We start from the raw sequence: 21,064 nt of genomic DNA, 5'->3' as shown, positions 1-21,064 counted from the left end.
GCATCCGGCGGCGTCGGTTGTTCCGGGATATCCCCTGCACGACGCGTATGTGCTGATGCAATGATGAAAATGAAGTGACGCTTATCGAAAAGTATCTCGAGAGCGAACTCGAAGATAAACCAGTTTTATAGTAAACGAAATTTTTTCCTATGTTGTGATCGTTATGTTTTGAATGGTGAAAGCGCCATCATTGTTCCCAAAATTGCCCGTCGGCAGTTATCAGCGCAGACCTGATTCGCTTGTCAGAAAACACTGACAACGCCGCGTCGCGATAGCCTGCAAGCTGCGCCGCATAAGCAGCGCGTTCGCTATCGAGCAGATTGCGCTTGTAGTCGAGAATCCAGACTTCATCATCGAACACGACCACGCGATCGCAGCGCAACACGCCGTCGCCGGTCACGATATCCATTTCATTGCGCGCGTGGCGATACAAAGCGGGATTGAAGAACCGCTCCAGCGCCGGTTGCGCCAGCATGGTTGCGGCCTGAGCGCGTATCGTCGTCGCCAGCGGCCGCGGGCACGGCAGCCAGCGTGCGATCACGGCATCGTCCGGTAATACCGGCGGCCATGTACGTGCTTCGGTCATGCGTTCCAGCAAGGCGTGCAAGGCGACGCCTTCTTCGATGGCGTCGTTGCTGTAATTTTCCGGCGCCGGTGTAATCGATACCGGCAACGGAACAGGATCAAACAATGCCAATGAAAACATCTGCTCGGCCGCAGCAAGCTCGTCGTTGCGCTGTGCAGCAGGATGTACTTCTTCCATGCCGGCGACATCGCCGGTGCGGTCGAACAGCCGGTGATACCAGCTGCCCTCCTGCACGCCGCCCTCCAATGCGCCGCGCGTGCTGGCCACACCGCTGACGATCAGCAATTGCTTGGCGCGCGTGATGGCGACGTAGAGCAAGTTCCAGTCCTCCTGCTGCTTGAATCCTTCTTCGGCGTCGAACCAGCGGTCGCGCGCCAGCCCGCGTTCGCTCTTGCGTCCGAAGGCAGAGAAATGCGTCGGTGCGTCTTCATCTTGCGGCCAGTCGCACAGGATGCCGACGTTGTCGTTGGCAGGGTCGCTGTGATTGGTGTCCAGCATCACGACCACCGGCGCTTCCAGCCCCTTGGCGCTGTGCACGGTGAGAATACGCACGGCGTCGGCGGCAGCATCGATACTGGCCTCGTCCGGTGCATCGCTCTCGGCATGACGCTGCAGCACGCGCAAGGCATCGATGAATTTCGGCAGACTCGGATAACGACCGGCATCCAGATTGAGCGCCAGCTCGACGAAGGCTTCGATATTGCCTAATGCCTGCGTACGCATGGCCGGCGCCACCGATTGCGCGTAACGCGCCACCAGTTGTCCCTGATGCAAGATCATGTCGAGCAAGTCGTGCACCGGATAATGCGGTGCCGCTTCCAGCCATTGCGACAACAACTGCACCGCGCGATCAATCGCAGGCGAGGCATTGCCGCTTTGCTGCTGCGCCCGGACGCGCTGCCACCAGTCGCTCTCTTCACGCTGCGCCAGTGCAATCAAGTCGTCGTCGGAGGCACCGACGATGGGACTCTTCAGGACATGCGTGAGCGCACGCGTGTCATTGGGAGTAATCAGGAAAGTCAGCAGCGCGATCAGATCCGCAATTTCCAGCGAGTCGAGCAGACCACCGCGCTTGTCGGAAACAAAAGGAATGCCGGCATCGCGCAAGGCGCTTTCATAAGCGATCAGATGGCGGCGCTTTTTCACCAGCAGCATCACGTCGCCCCAATTGAGCGCGCGTTCGCCGCTGTCGCCTTTGACGGTGATCCGGCTGCGTGCCTGCAAGATCGCCTGCGCGATCAGCGTGCCTTCGTCGCGGCGGCGTGCGTCATCCTCTTCTTCGCGCGGTGTGGTCAGCGGATTGCGCATGGGTGTTTGCACTTCAGCCGCAGTTTCAACTTCGGCGACGGTCTCTGCTGCCTCCGGCGCCTGCACCAGCGGCAGTTTCCACACGCCACCGCCCGGCATGCCCAGCGTGGTTTGCGGTGCGAACAAGGTATTGCGTCCGGTGAAACTGGTGTTGAGCACATCGACGATAACGGTCGCATTGCGGCGCGTCTGGTTAGCGCGCAACACGGCGGCGCCCTGCTCTTGCAACATGTCGCGTGCTGCCGAGAATACGCGCGGCTCGGCGCGGCGGAAGCGGTAAATCGACTGTTTGGGATCGCCCACGACAAACACCGTCGGCTGTGCCGCATCGCCGCCATAGGCACGCAGCCAGGCGCGCACGATGCTCCATTGCAGCGGATTGGTATCCTGGAATTCATCCAGCAGAATGTGCTTGTAACGCGCATCAAGACGGCTCTGCAGATAGGCCGCACTCTCTTCGTTGGTCAGCAGGCGATAGGCTTGCCATTCCAGGTCAGCGAAGTCGAATACGCGCTGTTCCGCCTTCACTTCTTGATACGCATCGAGATAAGCGCGACCGGCGATGAATAAGGCACGATTGAGCTTGAGCACGATGCCTTCGGCGCTGCGGCGTTGCAACCGTTTCAGCGCATTGCCGGTCAGCTCGAAAGTTTCTTCGAACAGCGAGACGGCGACCTCTTCGTCCACACCATAATGCGCGACCAGCGCCGCCTTGAGCGCTTTGGTGCGGGCATTGTTGCCGCGTGTTTTTTCGGCGTCGTCATAGAACTGTGCCGCCAGTGCGGTGAAATTCTCCGGCGAAGCCTCGCCCGTGACCAATGCTTCGATGGTGGTCGCGCGCTTCTGATTGGCTACTGCGCCTTTGCCGAGCACGGAAGAAATTTCGTACAGCTTCGCCTTCAACGCTTCATCCGACCAGACATCGAGACGCGCATCGCGGTGCGCATCCGCTCCGCACAAACTCTCCAGCCATTGCAGCGGCATATCGTCGGACGACAACGGTGGCATGGTCGCCGCCCACCATTCGGCACGCTTGTCGAGGAAGGAATCCAGCAAGCGCTTGGCACCACTGTCGCCGGCCAGATCGTACAGCTCCAGCAAGGCTTGTTTGATGTCGCTCTGCGCCGGCTTTTGCACGGCTTGCATGAAGCGACGATAAGCCTCGTTCATCAGCTCGCCGTTCTTTTCGGTCAGCGAATAGCCATGCGGCACGCCCGATGCCAGCGGTGCAATTTGCAGCAGGCGTGCAAACCAGCTGTGGAAAGTATCGATGGAAAGCGCATGCTGTCCCGACAGAATCTGTTCATATAGTGCACGCGCCTGCGGCATCACACGCGGCAATTCCGCTTCGCTGATGCCGCGCTCCAGCAACAAGCCGCGCGCCTTGTCTGCCGGCGCCAGCGTCAGCTCATGCAGCAACTCCATGAGACGCTCGCGCATTTCCTGTGCGGCTTTGCGGGTGAAAGTAATCGCCAGCAATTCAGCAGGCTTGGCTCCGGCCAGCAGCAGACGCAGCATACGCGCTACCAACAGCCAGGTTTTGCCGCTGCCGGCGCAGGCTTCCACCACGACCGAATGGCGCGGATCGCAGGCTGCTGCGGTGAAGGCCGCGGCTTCAGCAGGCTGGCCGTTGATCTCATAGGCAGAGATGGGCGTCATATCTTTGTCGGTAGTTTCCATGGCGCTCATTGCCACACTCCTTTGCGGCACAGGCCTCGTACTTCGCAATACTGGCAAACCGATTCGATGCCGTTGGCAGGCAGCGGTGCGCCCTGCGTAACGGCCTGCATGACGGTGCTGATCTGTTGTTGCAAGGCTTGCTGCTGCCGCGCGAAATCCTCCGCAGTAATAGCAACGTCGCCGGTTTTATCCTTGAAGGTTTCCAGTGCGACGTAATGCGCGGCCGCCATGGTTTGTCCGGACAGTAAACCGTAGAACGGCAACTGATGATCTTCGGCGTCCTTCAGCTTGGTAACCAGCGACGGCAAGGGACGCGTCTTGTAGTCGAGCACGGCGCGCTCGCCTTCGGTGCTTTCGTCAACACGATCAAGACGTCCGTGCAATTCGATGCCGCCACCCGGCCACTCCAGCATGTGCTGCAAGGCGATTTCACCGAAGGCGAAATGCCAGCCCTGCCCTTCGCGATCATTCGCCCACACCAGATACGCAGGCATGACCTTCTGCCAGCGCGCAGCGTAGCCGAGTGCAGCCGGATGCTGGCTGATGGCTTTGCCGAATACTTCATCGGAGATTGCAGCAAGCAGAGCCGCGCGTTGCTCCAGCGGCGTCTTTTGATCGCGCACGGTCTCGTGATAGGTCATCAGGATCTCATGCAGCCAGCCGCCGTAGTCGCGCTTTTCCGGCATGTCGGACAGCTCGTCCATGACGCTCACGCGCAGCATGCGCAGTGCGAAAAATTGATACGGACACGCGACAAAAGTGTTGTAGCCGCTGGCCGACAGTTTGGACGGCAGCAGCGTTGGTGCCGATGGCGTCGGCATGCTTGCCGGCTCGGCGTGCAATTGCTGCAACGGCAGTTGATGGCGCAGTACGCGTATCGGCTCCATGCCGGCTCTTGCCAGGCACAGCTCCATGCGTTCCAGCCACGGGCTCATGGGATTGGGTTCGCCGTCCTTGTGCGTCTGCCAGCTCAAGACCACTTCGCGATTGGCGCACAGCAGCTCGGTGAGGTCGCGCAATTGCTGATGCTGGCGGCTCAGGCGTGTCGGCAAGCCGAGCTCGTGCCGCACCGCGTTGGAGAAGAAGAGTGTTTCCTGCGGTTGCGAGGGCAGATGCTCGGCATCGGCGCCGATCACCAGTACGGCGTCGAAGTTGCGCAGGCGCGCGCCGTTGAGCGGCAGCATGACCACGCGGCGATCGGTGATCGGCGGCATGAAGGTCACGGCGTCGAGTTGCAGGTTCAGCAAGGCGCGCCATTCAGCAAAAGAAAACAGTTCGCTGCCGTCCGCATTGCGCGCACTGTCGTCCCCCAGATCCTGCAGCAATTGCAGGGCCTGCTGGCCGGCGGTGTCTTCTTCGAATGCACTGCGCATGTCGAGCGCATCCAGCAGTTGCTGGGCGCAGTCGCTCCAGGCGGACAAGCTCTTGCGGCCTTCGAATACTGTCGCTTGCCGGGCCACGGCATTCAGGCAATCCGCAGCGGCGGATTCATTGTTGAAGACAGCGAGGATGCTGCGCCATTCGCCTGCAATGTTCTGACGCCGCAATTGCCATTCGATCTGCATCACGGCGGCCGGCTTGTCCGCCATGCCGGCGAAGATGAACGGCGACTTCAGCAAATCCAGTAACGCGGTAGTTTCGCCGCGCGAAGTGACGACGTCGCACCATGCGGCCAATGCGGCGGCGGCGCGCGTGGTGGAAAGCTTCCAGCCGGTTTCGTCGGCGACGGAAACCTCGGCGCGCTCCAGCAAGGCGCGCAAGCGGCGGGCGCTGACACGATCCTGGGCGACGATGGCGATATCCTTCTTGCCTTGCCGCAGCCAGTCGAGCACGATCAGCGCGCTTTGTTGCGATGCTTCTTCGAGACTGCCAGCCGGGCACAGCGCCATGGTCGGCGCATCCATCTGCGGCGCGAACAGATCGTCCGGCATCGGGGCCAATGGCGCATCGCACAATTCCGGCCAGGCAGTCTGATAGAGCAAAGGAATATCAGGGCCGCGCCAGTCGATGACGACCGGTTGCACGTCGGCGTGTTCGGCATAGGCTTCGAGGAAGGCCCGTTCCATCGGCTCCGGCGCGACCGGGCTGATCCAGATCAGCGGCGCCAGCGCACCGTGCAAGGGCGGCTGCGCCAGGGCCAGCATGCGGGAGTAGCGACGTACGGTCTTGTCGTTGCCGTCGAGCTGGCTCTTCCAGATCGACCAGACCAGCTGCGCCTCGTCCGAGAGCATGCTACGTGCCGATGGCGACAATTGATTCAGGGCGGCTTGCCAGCGCTCGTCGGCATCGCCGGGCGCTTTTTCCATGGCCGGCAGCAGCGCCTGCGTGAGTTCGTCCGAGAGCGACAACAGTGTTTGCGCCAAGGGCAGCAGATCGGTATTGCGGCGCGCGGTGAACATCTTCTTGAGCCAGCCATGCTGGCGCAATTGCGCATACAGCTGCATCAGCCGCTCGCTGTCCGCGGTTGCCGGTTCGGGTTCTTGCATGGCCAGCCAGCCGGCCATGGTGTTGATGCGCGGCGGGATGAACGCGCGCGTGCCGGGAGCGATCTTCGTCAGCTCCTGGGCCAGCGCCGCGCGCCAGTGCACTGCGTGCGAAAACGCCGGCACCACCACCTGGCAGCCGGAGAAGTCACGCGATCCGGATCGCACGGCCTGGCCCAGCGCATGATCAGCCTCCAGCAGCGCGGCGGCGGTTTGCGGCCAAAAATCGACGGACGGGCTGATCAGCAAGGGCGAATGAAGCATGCGGTGAAATTCTGGGAAAAATGGACAACAAAATGAAAATAAATATCTATCAAAAGCATTGCCGAAAACTATCACCCGGCCATGCCTTTGCGGCATTGTATGCGAGAGACCGCCCGAATGCGCGGGCGCATAGGCCATGGCGCAGGCAAACGCCCGCGCAACAAGGCTTTCAATCTGAAACGCACTTTTTTCGAAAATGGGTTATGATTGCCTCCGTACCCCGCCGATTACCCGCTGCCGCACTTCAAAACAACTTGAATTAGGGCGCAACGACTCCATCTGCTTTGAGCACTTACTTGATAAGCACCTAGTAAGCAATGAGGCAATTCTGGAAGCGTTGATGGCATACGCCAAGCATGCGGTATGTTCCCACGGCGCTATTTGACTACTTATATATCCCTCATATCGAGGAAATACCATGAGCGAAAACATCAAACATATCTCCGACGCATCTTTTGAAGCTGACGTTTTGAAATCCGACAAGCCAGTCCTGGTGGACTTCTGGGCTGAATGGTGCGGACCTTGCAAAGCGATTGCGCCAATTCTGGAAGAAGTCGCCAAAGAATATGACGGCAAGCTGCAAATCATGAAGCTGGACGTCGATTCGAACCAGGCTGTTCCAGCCAAGTTCGGTATCCGCGGCATTCCGACGCTGATCCTGTTCAAGAACGGTGCGGCAGCGGCGCAAAAAGTCGGTGCTTTGGCCAAGGGCCAGCTGACTTCGTTCATCGACAGCAATATCTAAGAAGATTCAAGGCGGCGATACGCTCGTATCGCCGCTTGTTGTGCTTACCGGCAGCCTGAACGTAGCTTGTAAGCCTGTTCTTTAATTTACACACACCACGCAACTCCCTCCCCCACCTTTTACTATTCCCGTCTCGGGACACTCATATGCACTTATCAGAATTAAAGGCGTTACACGTCTCCGCATTGCTTGAAATGGCAATTGGCCTGGACATCGATAACGCAGCGCGCCTGCGCAAACAAGAACTGATGTTCGCGATCCTCAAGAAACGCGCAAAATCAGGAGAACAGATTTTTGGCGATGGCGCCCTTGAAGTCCTGCCTGACGGCTTCGGCTTCCTGCGCTCGCCCGACGCCAGCTACATGGCGTCCACAGACGACATTTACATCTCGCCCTCACAAATCCGCCGCTTCAATCTGCACACCGGCGATTCCATCGAAGGCGAAGTACGAACACCAAAAGACGGCGAGCGCTACTTCGCGCTGGTCAAGGTCGACAAGGTCAACGGCGAAGCGCCGGAAGCCTCCAAGCACCGCATCCTGTTTGAAAATCTGACGCCACTGCATCCGAACAAGATCATGCAGCTGGAGCGCGAAATGCGCGGCGAAGAAAACATCACAGGCCGCATCATCGATCTGATCGCGCCTATCGGCCGCGGTCAGCGTGGTCTGCTGGTGGCGTCGCCAAAGTCCGGTAAATCGGTCATGCTGCAACACATTGCCCACGCGATCACCACCAACCATCCCGACACCGTGATGATCGTCCTGCTGATCGACGAACGTCCGGAAGAAGTGACCGAAATGCAGCGCTCGGTGCGTGGCGAAGTCGTCGCATCGACCTTCGACGAACCGGCAACGCGTCACGTGCAGGTCGCCGAAATGGTGCTGGAAAAAGCCAAGCGCCTGGTCGAAATGAAAAAAGACGTGGTCATCCTGCTGGACTCGATCACCCGTCTGGCACGCGCTTACAACACCGTGATCCCGGCCTCGGGCAAGGTCCTGACCGGCGGTGTCGACGCCAACGCACTGCAACGTCCAAAGCGTTTCTTCGGTGCTGCGCGTAACGTCGAAGAAGGCGGTTCGCTGACCATCATCGCTACCGCGCTGATCGAAACCGGCAGCCGTATGGATGACGTGATCTACGAAGAATTCAAGGGCACCGGCAACATGGAAGTCCATCTGGAACGCCGCCTCGCCGAGAAGCGCGTCTACCCGGCGATCAACCTCAGCAAGTCCGGCACACGCCGCGAAGAACTGCTGATCAAGCCAGACCAGCTGCAAAAGATCTGGGTCCTGCGCAAGCTGATGTACGACATGGACGAAATCGAAGCGATGGAATTCATCCTCGACAAGATGAAGTCGACCAAGAACAACGCAGAGTTCTTCGACATGATGCGTCGCGGCAGCGAAAGATAAAGACCAACGTCGCTGGCAACGTTGCAACGCCTTGCCAGCGACGCCGTGTTAGCCACTTTCGAAGTAAGCGATTCTTCAAAAATCCGTCCGAGCAATCCGGCGGATTTTTTTATGCCCGCGCTATATGTGCGACCGTTTAATCGGATCGCCATCCATTCACCTCCGTCGTCCCAGCGAACGCTGGGATCCAGTGTCGTGACAATGTGCAATATGACATGTGCAATACGACATGCAATACGACGCTGGATCCTGACTTTCGTCAGGACGACGGTGATATCAAGACGTCATGATTAAGCGTGACGAACAACACCTCTTCATTTCGTCTTTACATTTTTTATAGCGGACACACACCGCGAATACAGTAAACTGTCTCGACTAAATTCACCGGCAGACAATGACAGGCGGTGCCGCAATGGCATACCTCTTGCATGACCGGTGACCGAGCATTCCGCCGGAATGCCGAGCTATTAACAAGACTGTCCGGAACGATGCGTGACCGCACCGGCAGGGAGACAACGATGTCCGATGCAAAGACCGGCGGCGCCAACAATCCGCGCCCCAATATTCCGTTAACCGACGTCATGCTGCGCCGCCTCAAGCTGAAGCCGCTGCTGATTTTTGAGCGTGTGCTCAGTTCATCGTCCATCGCCCGCGCCGCGCGCGAACTCAATCTGACCCAGCCCGCCGTCACCAAAGCCATCCAGGAACTGGAAGCCGATCTCGACGTGCCGCTGTTTGAGCGCACCAATCGCGGCGTCACGCCGACCTGCTACGGCACCCTGCTCGGCACGCGCGTCAAGACCGTGATCGCCGAGCTGCGCTACCTGACCGACGAACTCAATACCTTCCGCACCGGCGACAGCGGCCACGTCATCATCGGCACCGTGATCTCGGCGTCGGCACGTCTGCTGCCGCAGGCGATCACGCGTCTCAAACATCAGCGCCCCGGCGTACTGGTCACCGTGCGCGACGGCCCGACCGATCAACTGTTTCCCGCGCTGGCGACCGGCGAACTCGACATCGTCGTCGGCCGCCTGCCGGAACGCGACCTGCCGCTGGCGCGCATGTATGCCTTCGAACATAGCGTGTTGTACCGCGAAGCGCTGTGCGCCGTGGTCGGCTGCAAACATCCGCTGGCCAAGCGCATGGATATCCAGTTATCCGACCTGCTGGACTGGCCGTGGATTTTTCCGCTACAAGTGTCGCCGGCGCGACTGACTGCCGAACATCTGTTTCTCGATGCCGGTCTCAGTATTCCGACCAACGTGGTGGAATCGCTGTCGGTGCTGACCAATATCGGCCTGATGCAGGATTCGCCTTCGATCTCGCTGATGCCACGTGCGGTTGCCCAGCATTTTGCCAATCTCAACCTGCTTTCCATCCTCGAACTGGGTGACCTTGGCGACTTCGGCGATATCGGTTATTCCATCCGTACCGACCGTGAACCGACACCCGCTGCACAGGCATTTATCAAGTGCCTCAAAGAGACTGCCGCCGAGTATTAAATTCCTGGAAAATTAGCTTCCATGGCAGGCCGAACGCATCCTTACGATCCCGGCCTACTCGTCATAATCTATACAAATAGCCGCTATTTGACGCGTGTTATCAACAGATAACCCCCATCCTCGCCGCACCTCCCAGCCATAAATTCATGGAATACTAAAGTCCTGTTTTTTCATTATGTTTCATATCTGGCTCTCCCTATACTAGCCTCAACAAGTGATCCGGCAAGCCTGCGCTAACGGTCAAAACGATAAGAAAAACCGGCGCAAATACAAGTAGACAGAAGTCATCCACACGCCCACCTTCGCCTTTTCATCAGAACAAGGAGACGGGATCGTCACGACAACTTCGGCTGCCGGTCCAGCACGCTTTTATATCGGGAGACCCGCTCGTGAGTTCTTTGAATTCGACATCATCTGTACACCTGCGTCCGCAGTTACGACACTTCATCAATGGCGAGTTTGTCGCCAGCGCCAAGACCTTCCGCAACATTTCGCCGGTCGACGGCAAGCACATCGCCGACGTCTGCGAAGCTGATGCGAACAACGTCGACGCCGCCGTCAAGGCTGCACAAGCCGCGTTGCATGGCCCATGGGGCCGCATGGCCGTATCCGAACGCGCAGCCATGCTGCACAAGATCGCCGACGGCATCCAGGCGCGCTTCGACGAATTCGTCGCGGCCGAAGTCGCCGACACCGGTCGTCCGGTGCATCAGGCGCGTACGCTTGACGTCGCCCGCGGCATCGCCAATTTCCGCACCTTCGCTGATCTGGCCAAGACCGCCAACACCGACCTGTTCCAGAGCGAAAGCGCGGACGGTCTCGGCGCCCTCAACTACACTGTGCGCAAACCGCTGGGCGTGGTCGGCATCATCTCGCCGTGGAATCTGCCGCTGCTGTTGTTCACCTGGAAAGTCGCTCCCGCACTGGCTTGCGGCAACACCGTCGTCGCCAAACCATCGGAAGAATCACCCTCCTCCGCAACGCTGCTGGCCGAAGTGATCCGAGACGCAGGCGTGCCGCCGGGCGTATTCAATCTGATCCACGGCTTCGGCGGCAACTCGGCTGGTGAATTCCTCACGCGCCATCCGGACATCGACGCCATCACCTTCACCGGCGAATCGAAAACCGGCAGCACCATCATGAAGGCAGTCGCCGACGGCATGAAGGAAGTCTCCTTCGAACTGGGCGGCAAGAATGCGGCCGTGGTATTTGCCGACGCCGACTTCGATGCCGCCGTTGCCGGCGTGATGCGTTCGTCCTTCACCAACTCCGGCCAGGTCTGCCTGTGCTCGGAACGTGTCTATGTCGAACGATCCATCTTCGATCGTTTTGTCGCCGCAATGAAAGAGAAGACACAAGCGCTGAAAATCGGCTATCCCGCTGAAGACAACGTCGACATGGGCCCGCTGATCTCGCATGGTCACCGCGACAAGGTGTTGTCCTATTACCGCCTTGCCGTTGAAGAAGGCGCGACCGTGGTGGCCGGCGGCGGGATCCCGACGTTCAACGACGAGCGTGACGACGGCGCCTATGTGCAGCCGACCATCTGGACCGGCCTGCCCGACGATGCGCGTTGCGTGACGGAAGAAATTTTTGGCCCGGTCTGCCACATCGCGCCGTTCGACCGAGAAGACGAAGTCATTGGTCGTATCAACGACAGCGACTACGGCCTCACCTGCGCCATCTGGACTTCTGATCTCAAACGCGCGCACCGCGTTGCGCCGCAGATCGAAGCCGGACTGGTCTGGGTCAACACCTGGTATCTGCGCGACCTGCGCACGCCCTTCGGCGGCGTCAAGCAATCGGGGCTGGGACGCGAAGGCGGCCGCTATTCGCTGGACTTCTACTCGGAAGTCACCAACATCTGCATCAAGCTGTGAGCGAGGCCGCGATGAATACGACCAGGAACAACCGCGTCTGCATCCAGTCCGACGCCATCCCCGCACCGCGCTTCCGTTACAGCCCTTGCGTGCAAATCGGCCCGGTGGTGCAAGTGTCCGGCATGGTGGCGCTCGACGCCGCCACCGGCAAGCTCGCTGAAGGCGGCCCGGCCGCGGAGACGCGCGTCATTCTCGCCAACCTCAAGAAGGCCATGCCTGACTACGACGTCACGCTGGACGACCTGCTGATTGCGCGCATCTTCACCACGCGCTTCGACGCCTTCGCCGAGATCAACGCCGCGTGGGAAGAAGTATTTACCGCCGAAGTCATCCCCCCGGCGCGCACCACGGTCGGCGTCACCGCGCTGCCGCTGGGCGCTACCGTCGAAATCGAATTTTCCTTCGTCCAATCCTGAGGACTCTTTGAAGATCAACCTATGACAAACGTAATCGAACAAGCCGCAGAACGCCTGTGGCAAGCGCATGCAACCGCGCAGCCCTGCGATCCCGTGCGCGATCTGATCGGCACCAGCGACATCGATACCGCCTACGCCATTCAGCAACGCAATACCGACCGCTGGATCGCGCAGGGCCGCCGTCTGGTCGGCCGCAAGATCGGCCTGACCTCCAAGGCCGTGCAAAAACAACTCGGCGTCGATCAACCCGACTTCGGCATGCTGTTTGCCGACATGTGCGTGGCCGACGGCGAAGCCATCGACATCGCGCGCATCCTGCAACCCAAGATCGAAGCGGAAATCGCCCTCGTCATCGAACGCCCGCTGAACCACGCCAAGCACACCGTGGCCGACATCATCAACGCCACCGCCTACGCACTCCCGGCATTGGAAATCGTCGGCAGCCGCGTCGCCGGCTGGGACATCCGCCTGACCGACACGATTGCCGACAACGCTTCCAGCGGCCTGTTCGTGCTCGGCTCGCGTCCGGTCAAGCTGGCTGATTTCGACATCGTCAACTGCGGCATGCTGATGGAACGCCGCGGCGATCAGGTGTCGATCGGCGCCGGCGCCGCCTGCCTCGGCAATCCACTCAACGCCGCCGTCTGGCTGGCCGACGTCATGGCGCGTGTGGGTAATCCGTTGCAGCCGGGCGACATCATCATGACCGGCGCGCTCGGCCCGATGGTGGTGGCCGCCGCCGGCGACGTGTTCGATGCGCAGATCGAAGGACTCGGCCGCGTCAGCGCGCTCTTTTCGGAATAACGGCAACATTTAAGGAAGCAGCATGAGCACAGAAAACACGCAGCGCGTCGACGTCGCCATCATCGGTTCCGGCAATATCGGTACCGACCTGATGATCAAGGTCTTGCGCAATTCAAAGCATCTGAACATGGGCGCCATGGTCGGCATCGATCCGTCCTCCGACGGTCTGGCCCGCGCCGCCCGCATGGGCGTGACGACCACCCATGAAGGCGTGCAGGGCCTAACCAGATTGCCGGGTTTCGGCAAGATCAAGATCGCGTTCGACGCCACCTCCGCCGGCGCCCACGCCGAACATAACCGCATTCTGCAAGAACACGGCATCCAGGTCATCGATCTGACACCGGCCGCCATCGGCCCTTACGTGATTCCGGTGGTCAATCTGCAAGAACATCTCGACAGCCCCAACATCAACATGGTCACCTGCGGCGGCCAGGCGACCATCCCCGTGGTGCGCGCCGTGTCGCGTGTGGCGACCGTGCATTACGCCGAGATCGTGGCGTCCATCGCCAGCAAGTCCGCCGGTCCCGGCACCCGCGCCAACATCGACGAATTCACCGAGACCACCTCGAAAGCCATCGTCAGCGTCGGCGGCGCCGCTCGCGGCAAAGCCATCATCATCATGAACCCGGCCGAACCGCCGCTGATCATGCGCGACACCGTGTTCTGCCTGGCCGACGCCAGCGCCAATGAAGACGAGATACGTGCCTCCATCGAAAAAATGGTGGCCGACGTCGCCGCCTATGTGCCCGGCTATCGTCTGAAGCAGCAAGTGCAGTTCGACCGCATCCCGCCCGATCAGCCGATCAACATCCCGGGTCTAGGTAAAGTCGGCGGCCTCAAGGTATCGGTGTTCCTCGAAGTCGAAGGCGCGGCGCACTATCTGCCCGCTTACGCCGGCAACCTCGACATCATGACCTCGGCCGCCATGGCCGCCGCCGAGAACATCGCCGCGCGCCTGGCGAATTAAGGAAATTACGCTCATGCAAACCGAAAAGAAAATTTATATCTCCGACGTTACGCTGCGCGACGGCATGCACGCCATCCGCCATCAGTATTCGCTGGAACACGCGGTCGCCATCGCGAAAGAACTCGACGCCGCCAAAGTCGACAGCATTGAAGTCGCCCACGGCGACGGCCTGTGTGGATCGAGCTTCAACTACGGCTTCGGCGCGCACACCGATCTCGAGTGGATCGAAGCCGTGGCCGGCGTGCTGCAACATGCACGCGTGGCGACCTTGCTGATTCCCGGTATTGGCACCGTGCACGACCTCGACGCCGCGTATTCCGCCGGTGCGCGTACCGTGCGCGTGGCGACACACTGCACCGAAGCAGACGTCTCGAAACAGCACATCGAACATGCACGCAAACTGGGCATGGACACCGTCGGCTTTTTGATGATGTCGCACATGACAACGCCGGCTGCTTTGGCGCAACAAGCCAAGCTGATGGAATCCTACGGCGCGCAGTGCGTGTACGTGGTCGACTCCGGCGGCGCCCTGTCGATGCGCGACGTCGCCGACCGCTTCAAAGCATTCAAGGACACGCTCAAACCCGAAACCGAAACCGGCATGCACGCCCATCACAATCTATCGCTGGGCGTGGCCAACTCCATCATCGCGGTGGAGCATGGCTGCGACCGTGTCGATGCTTCGCTGGCCGGCATGGGCGCAGGCGCGGGCAATGCACCGCTGGAAGTATTCATCGCCGCCGTCGACCGTCTGGGCTACAAGCACGGCACCGAATTATTCACGCTGATGAACGCCGCCGACGATCTGGTGCGCCCGCTGCAAGACCGTCCGGTGCGCGTGGATCGCGAGACGCTGGCGCTCGGTTATGCCGGCGTGTATTCCAGCTTCCTGCGTCACGCGGAAGCAGCGGCGAAACGCTACGGCATCGCTGCCGTCGACATCCTGGTTGAACTGGGCCGCCGCCGCATGGTCGGCGGTCAGGAAGACATGATCGTCGACGTTGCGCTGGACCTGCTGGAGCAACGCAAAACCGCCAAGGTGGCGGCATGAGCGCGGCCAGTCTGCAAGCACTCGCGACCACGCTCGACGCTGCCGCGCGCGATCGCCATGAAGTCGATCCCTTGACGCCCAAGCATGCCTTCTCGCTGGATCAGGCCTACCATATTCAACGCGCCTCCATCGCCCAGCGCCATGCGCGCGGCGAGAAACCGATCGGCATCAAGCTCGGCTTCACCAGCCGCGCCAAGATGATCCAGATGGGCGTCGACAGCCTGATCTGGGGTCTGCTGACCGACGCCATGCTCCGCGAAGAAGGCGGCGTGGTCGATCTCGGCGACTTCATTCATCCGCGCGTCGAACCGGAAGTCTGCTTCCTGACCAGCAAAGTGATTGATCGTCCGCTGACGCTGCTTGAAGCAGGCAACTATCTGGAAGCTGTGGCACCGGCGATGGAAATCATCGACTCGCGCTACCGCAATTTCAAGTTCACGCTGGAAGACGTGGTGGCCGATAACTGCTCGTCCGCAGGTCTGATCGTCGGTGCGTTTTCCGACGACGTGCGCGACTTGCGCTCACTGAGCAACCGCGGCGTCGCCATGCGTTTCAACGGCCATGCGGTGCAGCTCGGCAGTACCGGCGCCATCCTCGGCAATCCGCTGCGCAGCATCGTGCAGGCATCGCAATTGCTTGCCGCGGCAGAGATGTCGCTGCCGGCCGGCTCGTTGATCATGGCTGGTGCGGCGACAGCGGCCGAAGCCTTGCGCCCCGGTTTGCATGTCAGCACCGACATCGGCGGCCTGGGCCGGGTCGAATTTTTTACCGGGAAACAATGATGAATCAACTCACCCTCAACACCCAAGCCAAGCTGGTCGAAGGAAAGGCGCTGCCGCGCGGTAAATTTCCGCACGTCAAACGCGCCGGCGATTTTCTGTTCGTTTCCGGCACCAGTTCGCGCCTCCCTGACAATAGTTTCGAAGGCGTGGAAGTCGACGAGTTGGGCACCACCACACTCGACATCAAAGCGCAGACACGCGCCGTGATCGAGAATATCCGCGGCATCCTCCACAGCGTCGGCGCCGAGTTGTCGGACGTCGTTGAAATCTCGACTTTCCTCGTCAACATGAACGACTTCGGCGGTTATAACGAGGTATACGGGGAATACTTCGATTACGATGGTCCTACACGCACAACGGTGGCGGTTCATCAATTGCCGCACCCGCATCTGTTGATAGAAATCAAGGCGATTGCCTACAAACCCAAATAACAACTGAGGAGACAGCATGTTTACCTATGGCATGCCGCTGAACTTTAAGAAATGGCTGGACGATCACGCAGATCGCCTCAAGCCACCGGTCGGCAACCAGCAAGTCTGGCAAGACGCCGACTTCATCGTGACCGTGGTCGGCGGCCCGAATCAGCGCACCGATTTCCACGACGATCCGCTGGAAGAATTCTTCTACCAGTTCAAGGGCAACGCCTATTTGAACATCATGGACAACGGCAAGGTGGAACGTGTCGACCTCAAGGAAGGCGACATCTTCCTGCTGCCGCCGCATGTGCGCCATTCGCCGCAACGCCCGGAGCCGGAAAGCCGCTGCATGGTTATCGAGCGCCAGCGCCCGGAAGGCGTGACCGACGGTTTCGAGTGGTATTGCCTGCAATGCAACCACCTGGTGTATCGCGTCGAGGTGCAATTGAAGAGCATCGTGGCCGACCTGCCGCCGCTGTTTGAGCGCTTTTACGGCGACGCCAGTCTGCGCCTCTGCAAACACTGCGGCGCCACGCATCCGGGCAAGCACGCGCACGGCGCGGTGCTGCCATCGTCAACAACACAACAAGGGGCGAAACCTTGAGCAATACACAACCGCAAGTGATCGATATTCACTCGCACTTTTTCCCGCCGATTACCCAGGCCGAAGCTGCAGCACTCGATCCGCACGCCGCGCCCTGGCTGCAAGTCAAAGACAACGAACACGGCATGATCATGACCGGCAGCAAGCCGTTCCGTCCGGTGTATTCCGCGCTATGGGATCCGGCGCGCCGCATCGCTGAAATGGACAAGGCAGGCGTCGACCTGCAAATCATGTGCGCCACGCCGGTGATGTTCGGCTACAGCTATCCGGTGGAACAAGCCTTGCCGTGGGCGCAACGCATGAACGACTACGCCATCGAACTGTGTGCGCATGACCCCAAGCGTCTGAAGACGCTGGCACAGGTGCCGCTGCAGAACATCGATGCGGCCTGCCTGGAAGCCTCGCGCGCAAAAAGCATCGGCCACATCGGCGTGCAGATCGGTAATCACCTCGGCAGCAAGGATCTGGATGACGCCGACATGCTGGCCTTCCTGACACATTGCGCCAATGAAAATATCCCGCTGCTGGTGCATCCCTGGGACATGATGGGCGGCGAGCAGCGCATGAAAAAATGGATGTTGCCGTGGCTGGTCGCCATGCCGGCGGAAACCCAGCTCGGTATCCTGTCGCTGATCCTGTCCGGCGCCTTTGAACGCCTGCCTAAATCGCTGAAGATTTGCTTCGCCCATGGTGGCGGCAGCTTCGCCTTCCTGCTGGGCCGAGTCGACAACGCCTGGCGCGAGCGCGACATCATCCGCGAGGACTGCCCCAACCTGCCGTCGTCCTACGTCAATCGCTTCCACGTCGACTCGGCCGTGTTCGACAGCCGTGCGCTGGAACTACTGGTCGACATCATGGGCGAAGAGCGCGTGATGCTGGGTTCGGACTATCCCTATCCGCTGGGCGAGCAACAGGTCGGCCAACTGATCCGCGACACCCGCTTCAGCGCAGCCACGCATGCCCAACTATTGGCGGGCAATGCGCGCAGGTTCTTCGGCATTTGATTTTTAATTCAGCATGACAAGCGCAGTGCATAATGCTGCGCGATAAAAGTGGCTGGCACAGTGTTTGCCAGCCACACAAAGAATACCTTCAGGAGACATATCATGCAGCATAGCAGCGACCACTTTCAGGGCATTGTCGATCAGGAAAAGGGGTTGCAACGCAGTTTGAGCAGCGCCCAGATGTCGATGATCGCCATTGGCGGCGCGATCGGCACCGGCCTGTTTCTCGGTAGCGGTTTTGCGATCGGTTTCGCCGGTCCCAGCGTTCTCATCAGCTATGCCATCGGCGCCGTCATCGCCCTGCTGCTGATGGGCTGCCTGGCCGAGATGACGGTGGCGCATCCGACTTCGGGATCGTTCGGCGCCTATGCCGGCTACTACGTCAGCCCCTGGGCCGGCTTCATGGTGCGCTATGCCTACTGGGCGTCGATCGTGCTGGCGGTCGGTACCGAAGTCACGGCGGTGGCGCTGTACATGCAGTACTGGTTTCCCGGTTCGCCCGCGTGGTTGTGGATTGTGCTGTTTTCGGGCGCACTGATCATCGTCAATGCGCTGAGCGTGAACATCTTCGGCTTCATCGAATACTGGTTCTCGATGATCAAGATCGTCGCCATCGTCGGCTTCATTCTGCTGGGCGCGTACATTGTCTACGGCGCACCGGTCGATGGCCCCATCGGTTTCAAGAACTATGTAGCACATGGAGGCTTCTTCCCCAAAGGTTATTGGGGCACCTGGGTGGCGGTGATCGTGTCGATCTTCAGCTACCTAAGCATCGAGATGATCGCCGTCGCCGCCGGCGAAGCGAAGGAGCCTGAAAAGGCTATTACGCATGCTTTCCGCGCTGCAATGTTCCGCCTGGTGATTTTCTATCTGCTGACTCTGGCGTTGATGCTGGCGATCCTGCCCTGGTCGTCGGCCGGTACCGACAAGAGTCCGTTCGTGCTGGTGATGGAAGCGATCCATGTTGCAGGTGCACCCGGCATCATCAACTTCGTGGTGCTGATCGCCGCCCTGTCGGCCATGAACAGCCAGCTCTACATCACTACCCGCATGATGTTCAGCCTGTCGCGCGCCGGTTATGCTTCGCCGCAGTTCGGCAAGGTCAGCAAGCGCGGTGTACCGGTGCGGGCACTCGGTCTGTCGTGTATCGGCATTGCTATCGCCACCGCATTGAGCGTGCTGTATCCGAAGGCCTCGTTCACGCTGATGATGTCGGTGTCGATGTTCGGTGCGATGTTTACCTGGCTGATGATCTTTGTGACGCACTACTGCTTCCGCCGCCGCTGGAGCAAAGAAGGCGGCCGGCCGCTGGCGTTCCGCATGTGGGGCTTTCCGGGTCTGACTTTGCTGGGCGCATTGCTGATGGTCGCGATCATGGTGACGACGTATTTCACCGATGAGTTCAAGGCGACCTTGCTTTCGGGCATCCCTTTTGTGGTCTTGCTGAGTGTGGTCTACTTCATCTGGTACCGCAGACCCGTCAAACTTTGAGTGCTTGAACAGTCCAATACAGTGCAAAAGCCGTGAAGCGATTCACGGCTTTTTTTATTCTTCACATTCACGGAGAAACAGCTTGACCGTGTTTTTTTCCGACACTACTATTTCAGGCACGCTTCGGTCAGGATGAAAAAGAACCGAAGCAAAAAACAAATAAGAATCAAAGTAGAGACAAGCAAAAAAAACACTAGCAGCCGATCCTCCGGCAAGCATTTCCTTATCAGCCTCATCACCAGTGTCACCAGCCTCACCAGCAAGCGCAGTATCGTTGTATGTTGTAGAAGAAGCGGCACACCGGCTTATCCATACCGGGCAGTAAAAAAGCAACCGTCCATCAGACGGCATAACAACAGCAGCATCAAAGACACAACCAATCAGGAGGAGCAACAGATGAACGTCACAAAGACAGCCATCGCGGCGACCGTGGCCGCCGTATTTGCAGGAGGATTTTCCGCACCGGCGGCAGCGCAGATTTCAGGGGATGTGGTCAAGATCGGTATCATCACCGACTTGTCGGGCGTCTATATCGACATCGACGGTCAGGGGGGGATCGAAGCGATCAAGATGGCGATTGCCGACTTCGGCGGCACGGTGAACGGCAAGAAGATCGAACTGGTCACAGCCGACCATCAGAACAAGGCCGACATCGCCGCCTCCAAGGCGCGCGAGTGGTTCGACCAGCAAGGCGTGGACATGCTGATCGGCGGCACCAACTCGGGCACCAGCCTGGCCATGGCCAAGGTGGCCGGCGAAAAGAAAAAGACCTTCATCGCCGTCGGCGGCGCGACTGCGCGGCTGACCAATGAAGAATGCACACCCTATACCATCCATTACGCCTACGACACGGTCGCACTGGCCAAGGGGACCGGCTCGGCCATCGTCAAGAACGGCGGCAAGAGCTGGTACTTCCTGACAGCCGACTATGCCTTCGGCGCATCGCTGGAGAAAGATACCTCCGATATCGTCAAGGCCAACGGCGGCACGGTGGTGGGCGCGGTCAAGCATCCGCTGGGTGCGTCGGACTTCTCGTCCTTCATGCTGCAGGCGCAGGCATCGAAGGCGCAGATCCTGGGTCTGGCCAATGCCGGCGGCGACACCATCAACTCGATCAAGGCCGCCAACGAGTTCGGCATCAACAAGACCATGAAGCTGGCCGGCCTGCTGATGTTCATCAACGATGTGCATGCGCTGACGCTGCAGGTTACGCAAGGCATGTACCTGACCGACGGCTGGTACTGGGACATGAATCAGGAAACCCGCGACTGGTCCAAGCGCTACTTCGCCAAGATGAAGCGCATGCCTTCCATGCTGCAAGCCGCCGATTACTCAGCGACGACGCAGTATCTGAATGCGGTCAAGGCCAGCGGAACCGACGATCCGGACAAGGTCATCGCGCAGATGCACAAGACCAAGATCAACGACTTCTTCGCCAAGAACGGCTACATTCGTCCGGATGGCCGCATGGTGCATGACATGTACCTGATGGAAGTGAAGAAGCCGTCCGAGTCGAAGTATCCGTGGGATTACTACAAGGTGGTACAGACTATTCCGGCTGAACAAGCCTGGACTACCAAGGCGGAATCCAAGTGTTCGTTGTGGAAGTAAAGTCTCTATAGACCCTTCCCTCGCTGTCGTCCCAGCGCACGCTGGGACCCAG

At 59.6% G+C, this 21,064-nt stretch carries 17 protein-coding genes; 14 read left to right on the top strand and 3 right to left on the bottom strand.

Translation table 11 applies throughout. The annotated features are described in order from the left end of the window. Positions 1 to 187: 187 nt before the first annotated feature. Together PQR63_RS13830 and PQR63_RS13825 are read right to left on the bottom strand one after the other, a co-directional pair. Entirely contained in the window at positions 188 to 3,583 is a 3,396-nt protein-coding gene (locus PQR63_RS13830) for a UvrD-helicase domain-containing protein (protein WP_408168474.1), read from the bottom strand. Beyond that, complete coding sequence (locus PQR63_RS13825; protein ID WP_408168473.1) at positions 3,580 to 6,321, bottom strand: PD-(D/E)XK nuclease family protein; 2,742 nt, start codon at positions 6,319 to 6,321, stop codon at positions 3,580 to 3,582. Before PQR63_RS13825 ends, PQR63_RS13830 begins: the two co-directional genes overlap by 4 nt. 418 nt (positions 6,322 to 6,739) lie before the next feature. Between PQR63_RS13825 and trxA the strand changes: the two genes are divergently transcribed. The 13 genes from trxA to PQR63_RS13760 all read left to right on the top strand — a co-directional run bounded on the left by trxA (position 6,740) and on the right by PQR63_RS13760 (position 19,401). Next, the gene (trxA, locus tag PQR63_RS13820) at positions 6,740 to 7,066 is read left to right on the top strand and encodes a thioredoxin TrxA (RefSeq protein ID WP_094565210.1); all 327 of its coding nucleotides are present in this window, start codon (positions 6,740 to 6,742) and stop codon (positions 7,064 to 7,066) included. Between the two features lie 146 nt (positions 7,067 to 7,212). Then, positions 7,213 to 8,481: a transcription termination factor Rho gene (gene rho, locus PQR63_RS13815; protein ID WP_053196117.1), complete on the top strand. Its 1,269-nt coding sequence runs from the start codon at positions 7,213 to 7,215 to the stop codon at positions 8,479 to 8,481. Between the two features lie 518 nt (positions 8,482 to 8,999). Next, a complete protein-coding gene (locus PQR63_RS13810) occupies positions 9,000 to 9,986 on the top strand; it encodes a LysR substrate-binding domain-containing protein (protein WP_408168471.1) in 987 nt (328 codons plus the stop codon). Between the two features lie 398 nt (positions 9,987 to 10,384). Beyond that, on the top strand, positions 10,385 to 11,866 hold the full coding sequence (locus PQR63_RS13805; RefSeq protein WP_408168592.1) for a 2-hydroxymuconic semialdehyde dehydrogenase: 1,482 nt from the start codon (positions 10,385 to 10,387) through the stop codon (positions 11,864 to 11,866). An 11-nt stretch (positions 11,867 to 11,877) separates the two neighbouring features. Continuing rightward, a complete protein-coding gene (locus tag PQR63_RS13800; protein ID WP_408168469.1) occupies positions 11,878 to 12,282 on the top strand; it encodes a RidA family protein in 405 nt (134 codons plus the stop codon). A 21-nt stretch (positions 12,283 to 12,303) separates the two neighbouring features. Then, positions 12,304 to 13,086: a 2-keto-4-pentenoate hydratase gene (gene mhpD / locus PQR63_RS13795; protein ID WP_408168468.1), complete on the top strand. Its 783-nt coding sequence runs from the start codon at positions 12,304 to 12,306 to the stop codon at positions 13,084 to 13,086. A 22-nt stretch (positions 13,087 to 13,108) separates the two neighbouring features. Beyond that, positions 13,109 to 14,053 carry an acetaldehyde dehydrogenase (acetylating) gene (locus PQR63_RS13790; protein ID WP_408168467.1) on the top strand — a complete coding sequence of 315 codons (945 nt, stop codon included), beginning with the start codon at positions 13,109 to 13,111 and terminating at the stop codon, positions 14,051 to 14,053. Positions 14,054 to 14,066: 13 nt separating this feature from the next. Next, on the top strand, positions 14,067 to 15,104 hold the full coding sequence (gene dmpG, locus PQR63_RS13785) for a 4-hydroxy-2-oxovalerate aldolase (protein WP_408168465.1): 1,038 nt from the start codon (positions 14,067 to 14,069) through the stop codon (positions 15,102 to 15,104). Then, entirely contained in the window at positions 15,101 to 15,886 is a 786-nt protein-coding gene (locus PQR63_RS13780) for a 2-keto-4-pentenoate hydratase (RefSeq protein ID WP_408168464.1), read from the top strand. Before dmpG ends, PQR63_RS13780 begins: the two co-directional genes overlap by 4 nt. Beyond that, on the top strand, positions 15,886 to 16,317 hold the full coding sequence (locus PQR63_RS13775) for a RidA family protein (RefSeq protein WP_408168463.1): 432 nt from the start codon (positions 15,886 to 15,888) through the stop codon (positions 16,315 to 16,317). Before PQR63_RS13780 ends, PQR63_RS13775 begins: the two co-directional genes overlap by 1 nt. A 16-nt stretch (positions 16,318 to 16,333) precedes the next feature. After that, positions 16,334 to 16,906, top strand: coding sequence for a 3-hydroxyanthranilate 3,4-dioxygenase (locus tag PQR63_RS13770; protein WP_408168461.1), 573 nt, complete (start codon positions 16,334 to 16,336; stop codon positions 16,904 to 16,906). Continuing rightward, positions 16,903 to 17,910, top strand: coding sequence for an amidohydrolase family protein (locus PQR63_RS13765; RefSeq protein ID WP_408168460.1), 1,008 nt, complete (start codon positions 16,903 to 16,905; stop codon positions 17,908 to 17,910). The genes PQR63_RS13770 and PQR63_RS13765 overlap by 4 nt, the downstream gene beginning before the upstream one ends. Before the next feature lie 102 nt (positions 17,911 to 18,012). Continuing rightward, entirely contained in the window at positions 18,013 to 19,401 is a 1,389-nt protein-coding gene (locus PQR63_RS13760; RefSeq protein ID WP_408168458.1) for an amino acid permease, read from the top strand. A gap of 54 nt (positions 19,402 to 19,455) precedes the next feature. Here the strand turns inward: PQR63_RS13760 and PQR63_RS13755 are convergent, their stop codons facing one another. Further along, positions 19,456 to 19,794, bottom strand: a complete 339-nt coding sequence (locus PQR63_RS13755) for a hypothetical protein (RefSeq protein ID WP_408168457.1) — start codon at positions 19,792 to 19,794, stop codon at positions 19,456 to 19,458. Between the two features lie 3 nt (positions 19,795 to 19,797). Here PQR63_RS13755 and PQR63_RS13750 point away from each other — a divergent pair, with 3 nt between their 5' ends. After that, positions 19,798 to 21,012 carry an ABC transporter substrate-binding protein gene (locus PQR63_RS13750; RefSeq protein WP_408168456.1) on the top strand — a complete coding sequence of 405 codons (1,215 nt, stop codon included), beginning with the start codon at positions 19,798 to 19,800 and terminating at the stop codon, positions 21,010 to 21,012. The last annotated feature ends 52 nt before the right edge of the window (positions 21,013 to 21,064 follow it).

The sequence above is a fragment of the Herbaspirillum rhizosphaerae genome (assembly GCF_046025915.1).
Classification (GTDB): Bacteria; Pseudomonadota; Gammaproteobacteria; order Burkholderiales; family Burkholderiaceae_D; genus Herbaspirillum; species Herbaspirillum rhizosphaerae_A.
The sequence above is the reverse complement of the archived record's forward strand: the minus strand, read 5'-3'. Positions and strand labels throughout refer to the sequence as shown.

What these genes read in the sequence shown, in the direction of transcription:
- PQR63_RS13830 (WP_408168474.1), bottom strand. Translation starts at nt 3,583, where the DNA reads ATGAGCGCCATGGAAACTACCGACAAAGATATGACGCCCATCTCTGCC.
- PQR63_RS13825 (WP_408168473.1), bottom strand. Translation starts at nt 6,321, where the DNA reads ATGCTTCATTCGCCCTTGCTGATCAGCCCGTCCGTCGATTTTTGGCCG.
- trxA (WP_094565210.1), top strand. Translation starts at nt 6,740, where the DNA reads ATGAGCGAAAACATCAAACATATCTCCGACGCATCTTTTGAAGCTGAC.
- rho (WP_053196117.1), top strand. Translation starts at nt 7,213, where the DNA reads ATGCACTTATCAGAATTAAAGGCGTTACACGTCTCCGCATTGCTTGAA.
- PQR63_RS13810 (WP_408168471.1), top strand. Translation starts at nt 9,000, where the DNA reads ATGTCCGATGCAAAGACCGGCGGCGCCAACAATCCGCGCCCCAATATT.
- PQR63_RS13800 (WP_408168469.1), top strand. Translation starts at nt 11,878, where the DNA reads ATGAATACGACCAGGAACAACCGCGTCTGCATCCAGTCCGACGCCATC.
- mhpD (WP_408168468.1), top strand. Translation starts at nt 12,304, where the DNA reads ATGACAAACGTAATCGAACAAGCCGCAGAACGCCTGTGGCAAGCGCAT.
- PQR63_RS13790 (WP_408168467.1), top strand. Translation starts at nt 13,109, where the DNA reads ATGAGCACAGAAAACACGCAGCGCGTCGACGTCGCCATCATCGGTTCC.
- dmpG (WP_408168465.1), top strand. Translation starts at nt 14,067, where the DNA reads ATGCAAACCGAAAAGAAAATTTATATCTCCGACGTTACGCTGCGCGAC.
- PQR63_RS13780 (WP_408168464.1), top strand. Translation starts at nt 15,101, where the DNA reads ATGAGCGCGGCCAGTCTGCAAGCACTCGCGACCACGCTCGACGCTGCC.
- PQR63_RS13775 (WP_408168463.1), top strand. Translation starts at nt 15,886, where the DNA reads ATGAATCAACTCACCCTCAACACCCAAGCCAAGCTGGTCGAAGGAAAG.
- PQR63_RS13770 (WP_408168461.1), top strand. Translation starts at nt 16,334, where the DNA reads ATGTTTACCTATGGCATGCCGCTGAACTTTAAGAAATGGCTGGACGAT.
- PQR63_RS13760 (WP_408168458.1), top strand. Translation starts at nt 18,013, where the DNA reads ATGCAGCATAGCAGCGACCACTTTCAGGGCATTGTCGATCAGGAAAAG.
- PQR63_RS13750 (WP_408168456.1), top strand. Translation starts at nt 19,798, where the DNA reads ATGAACGTCACAAAGACAGCCATCGCGGCGACCGTGGCCGCCGTATTT.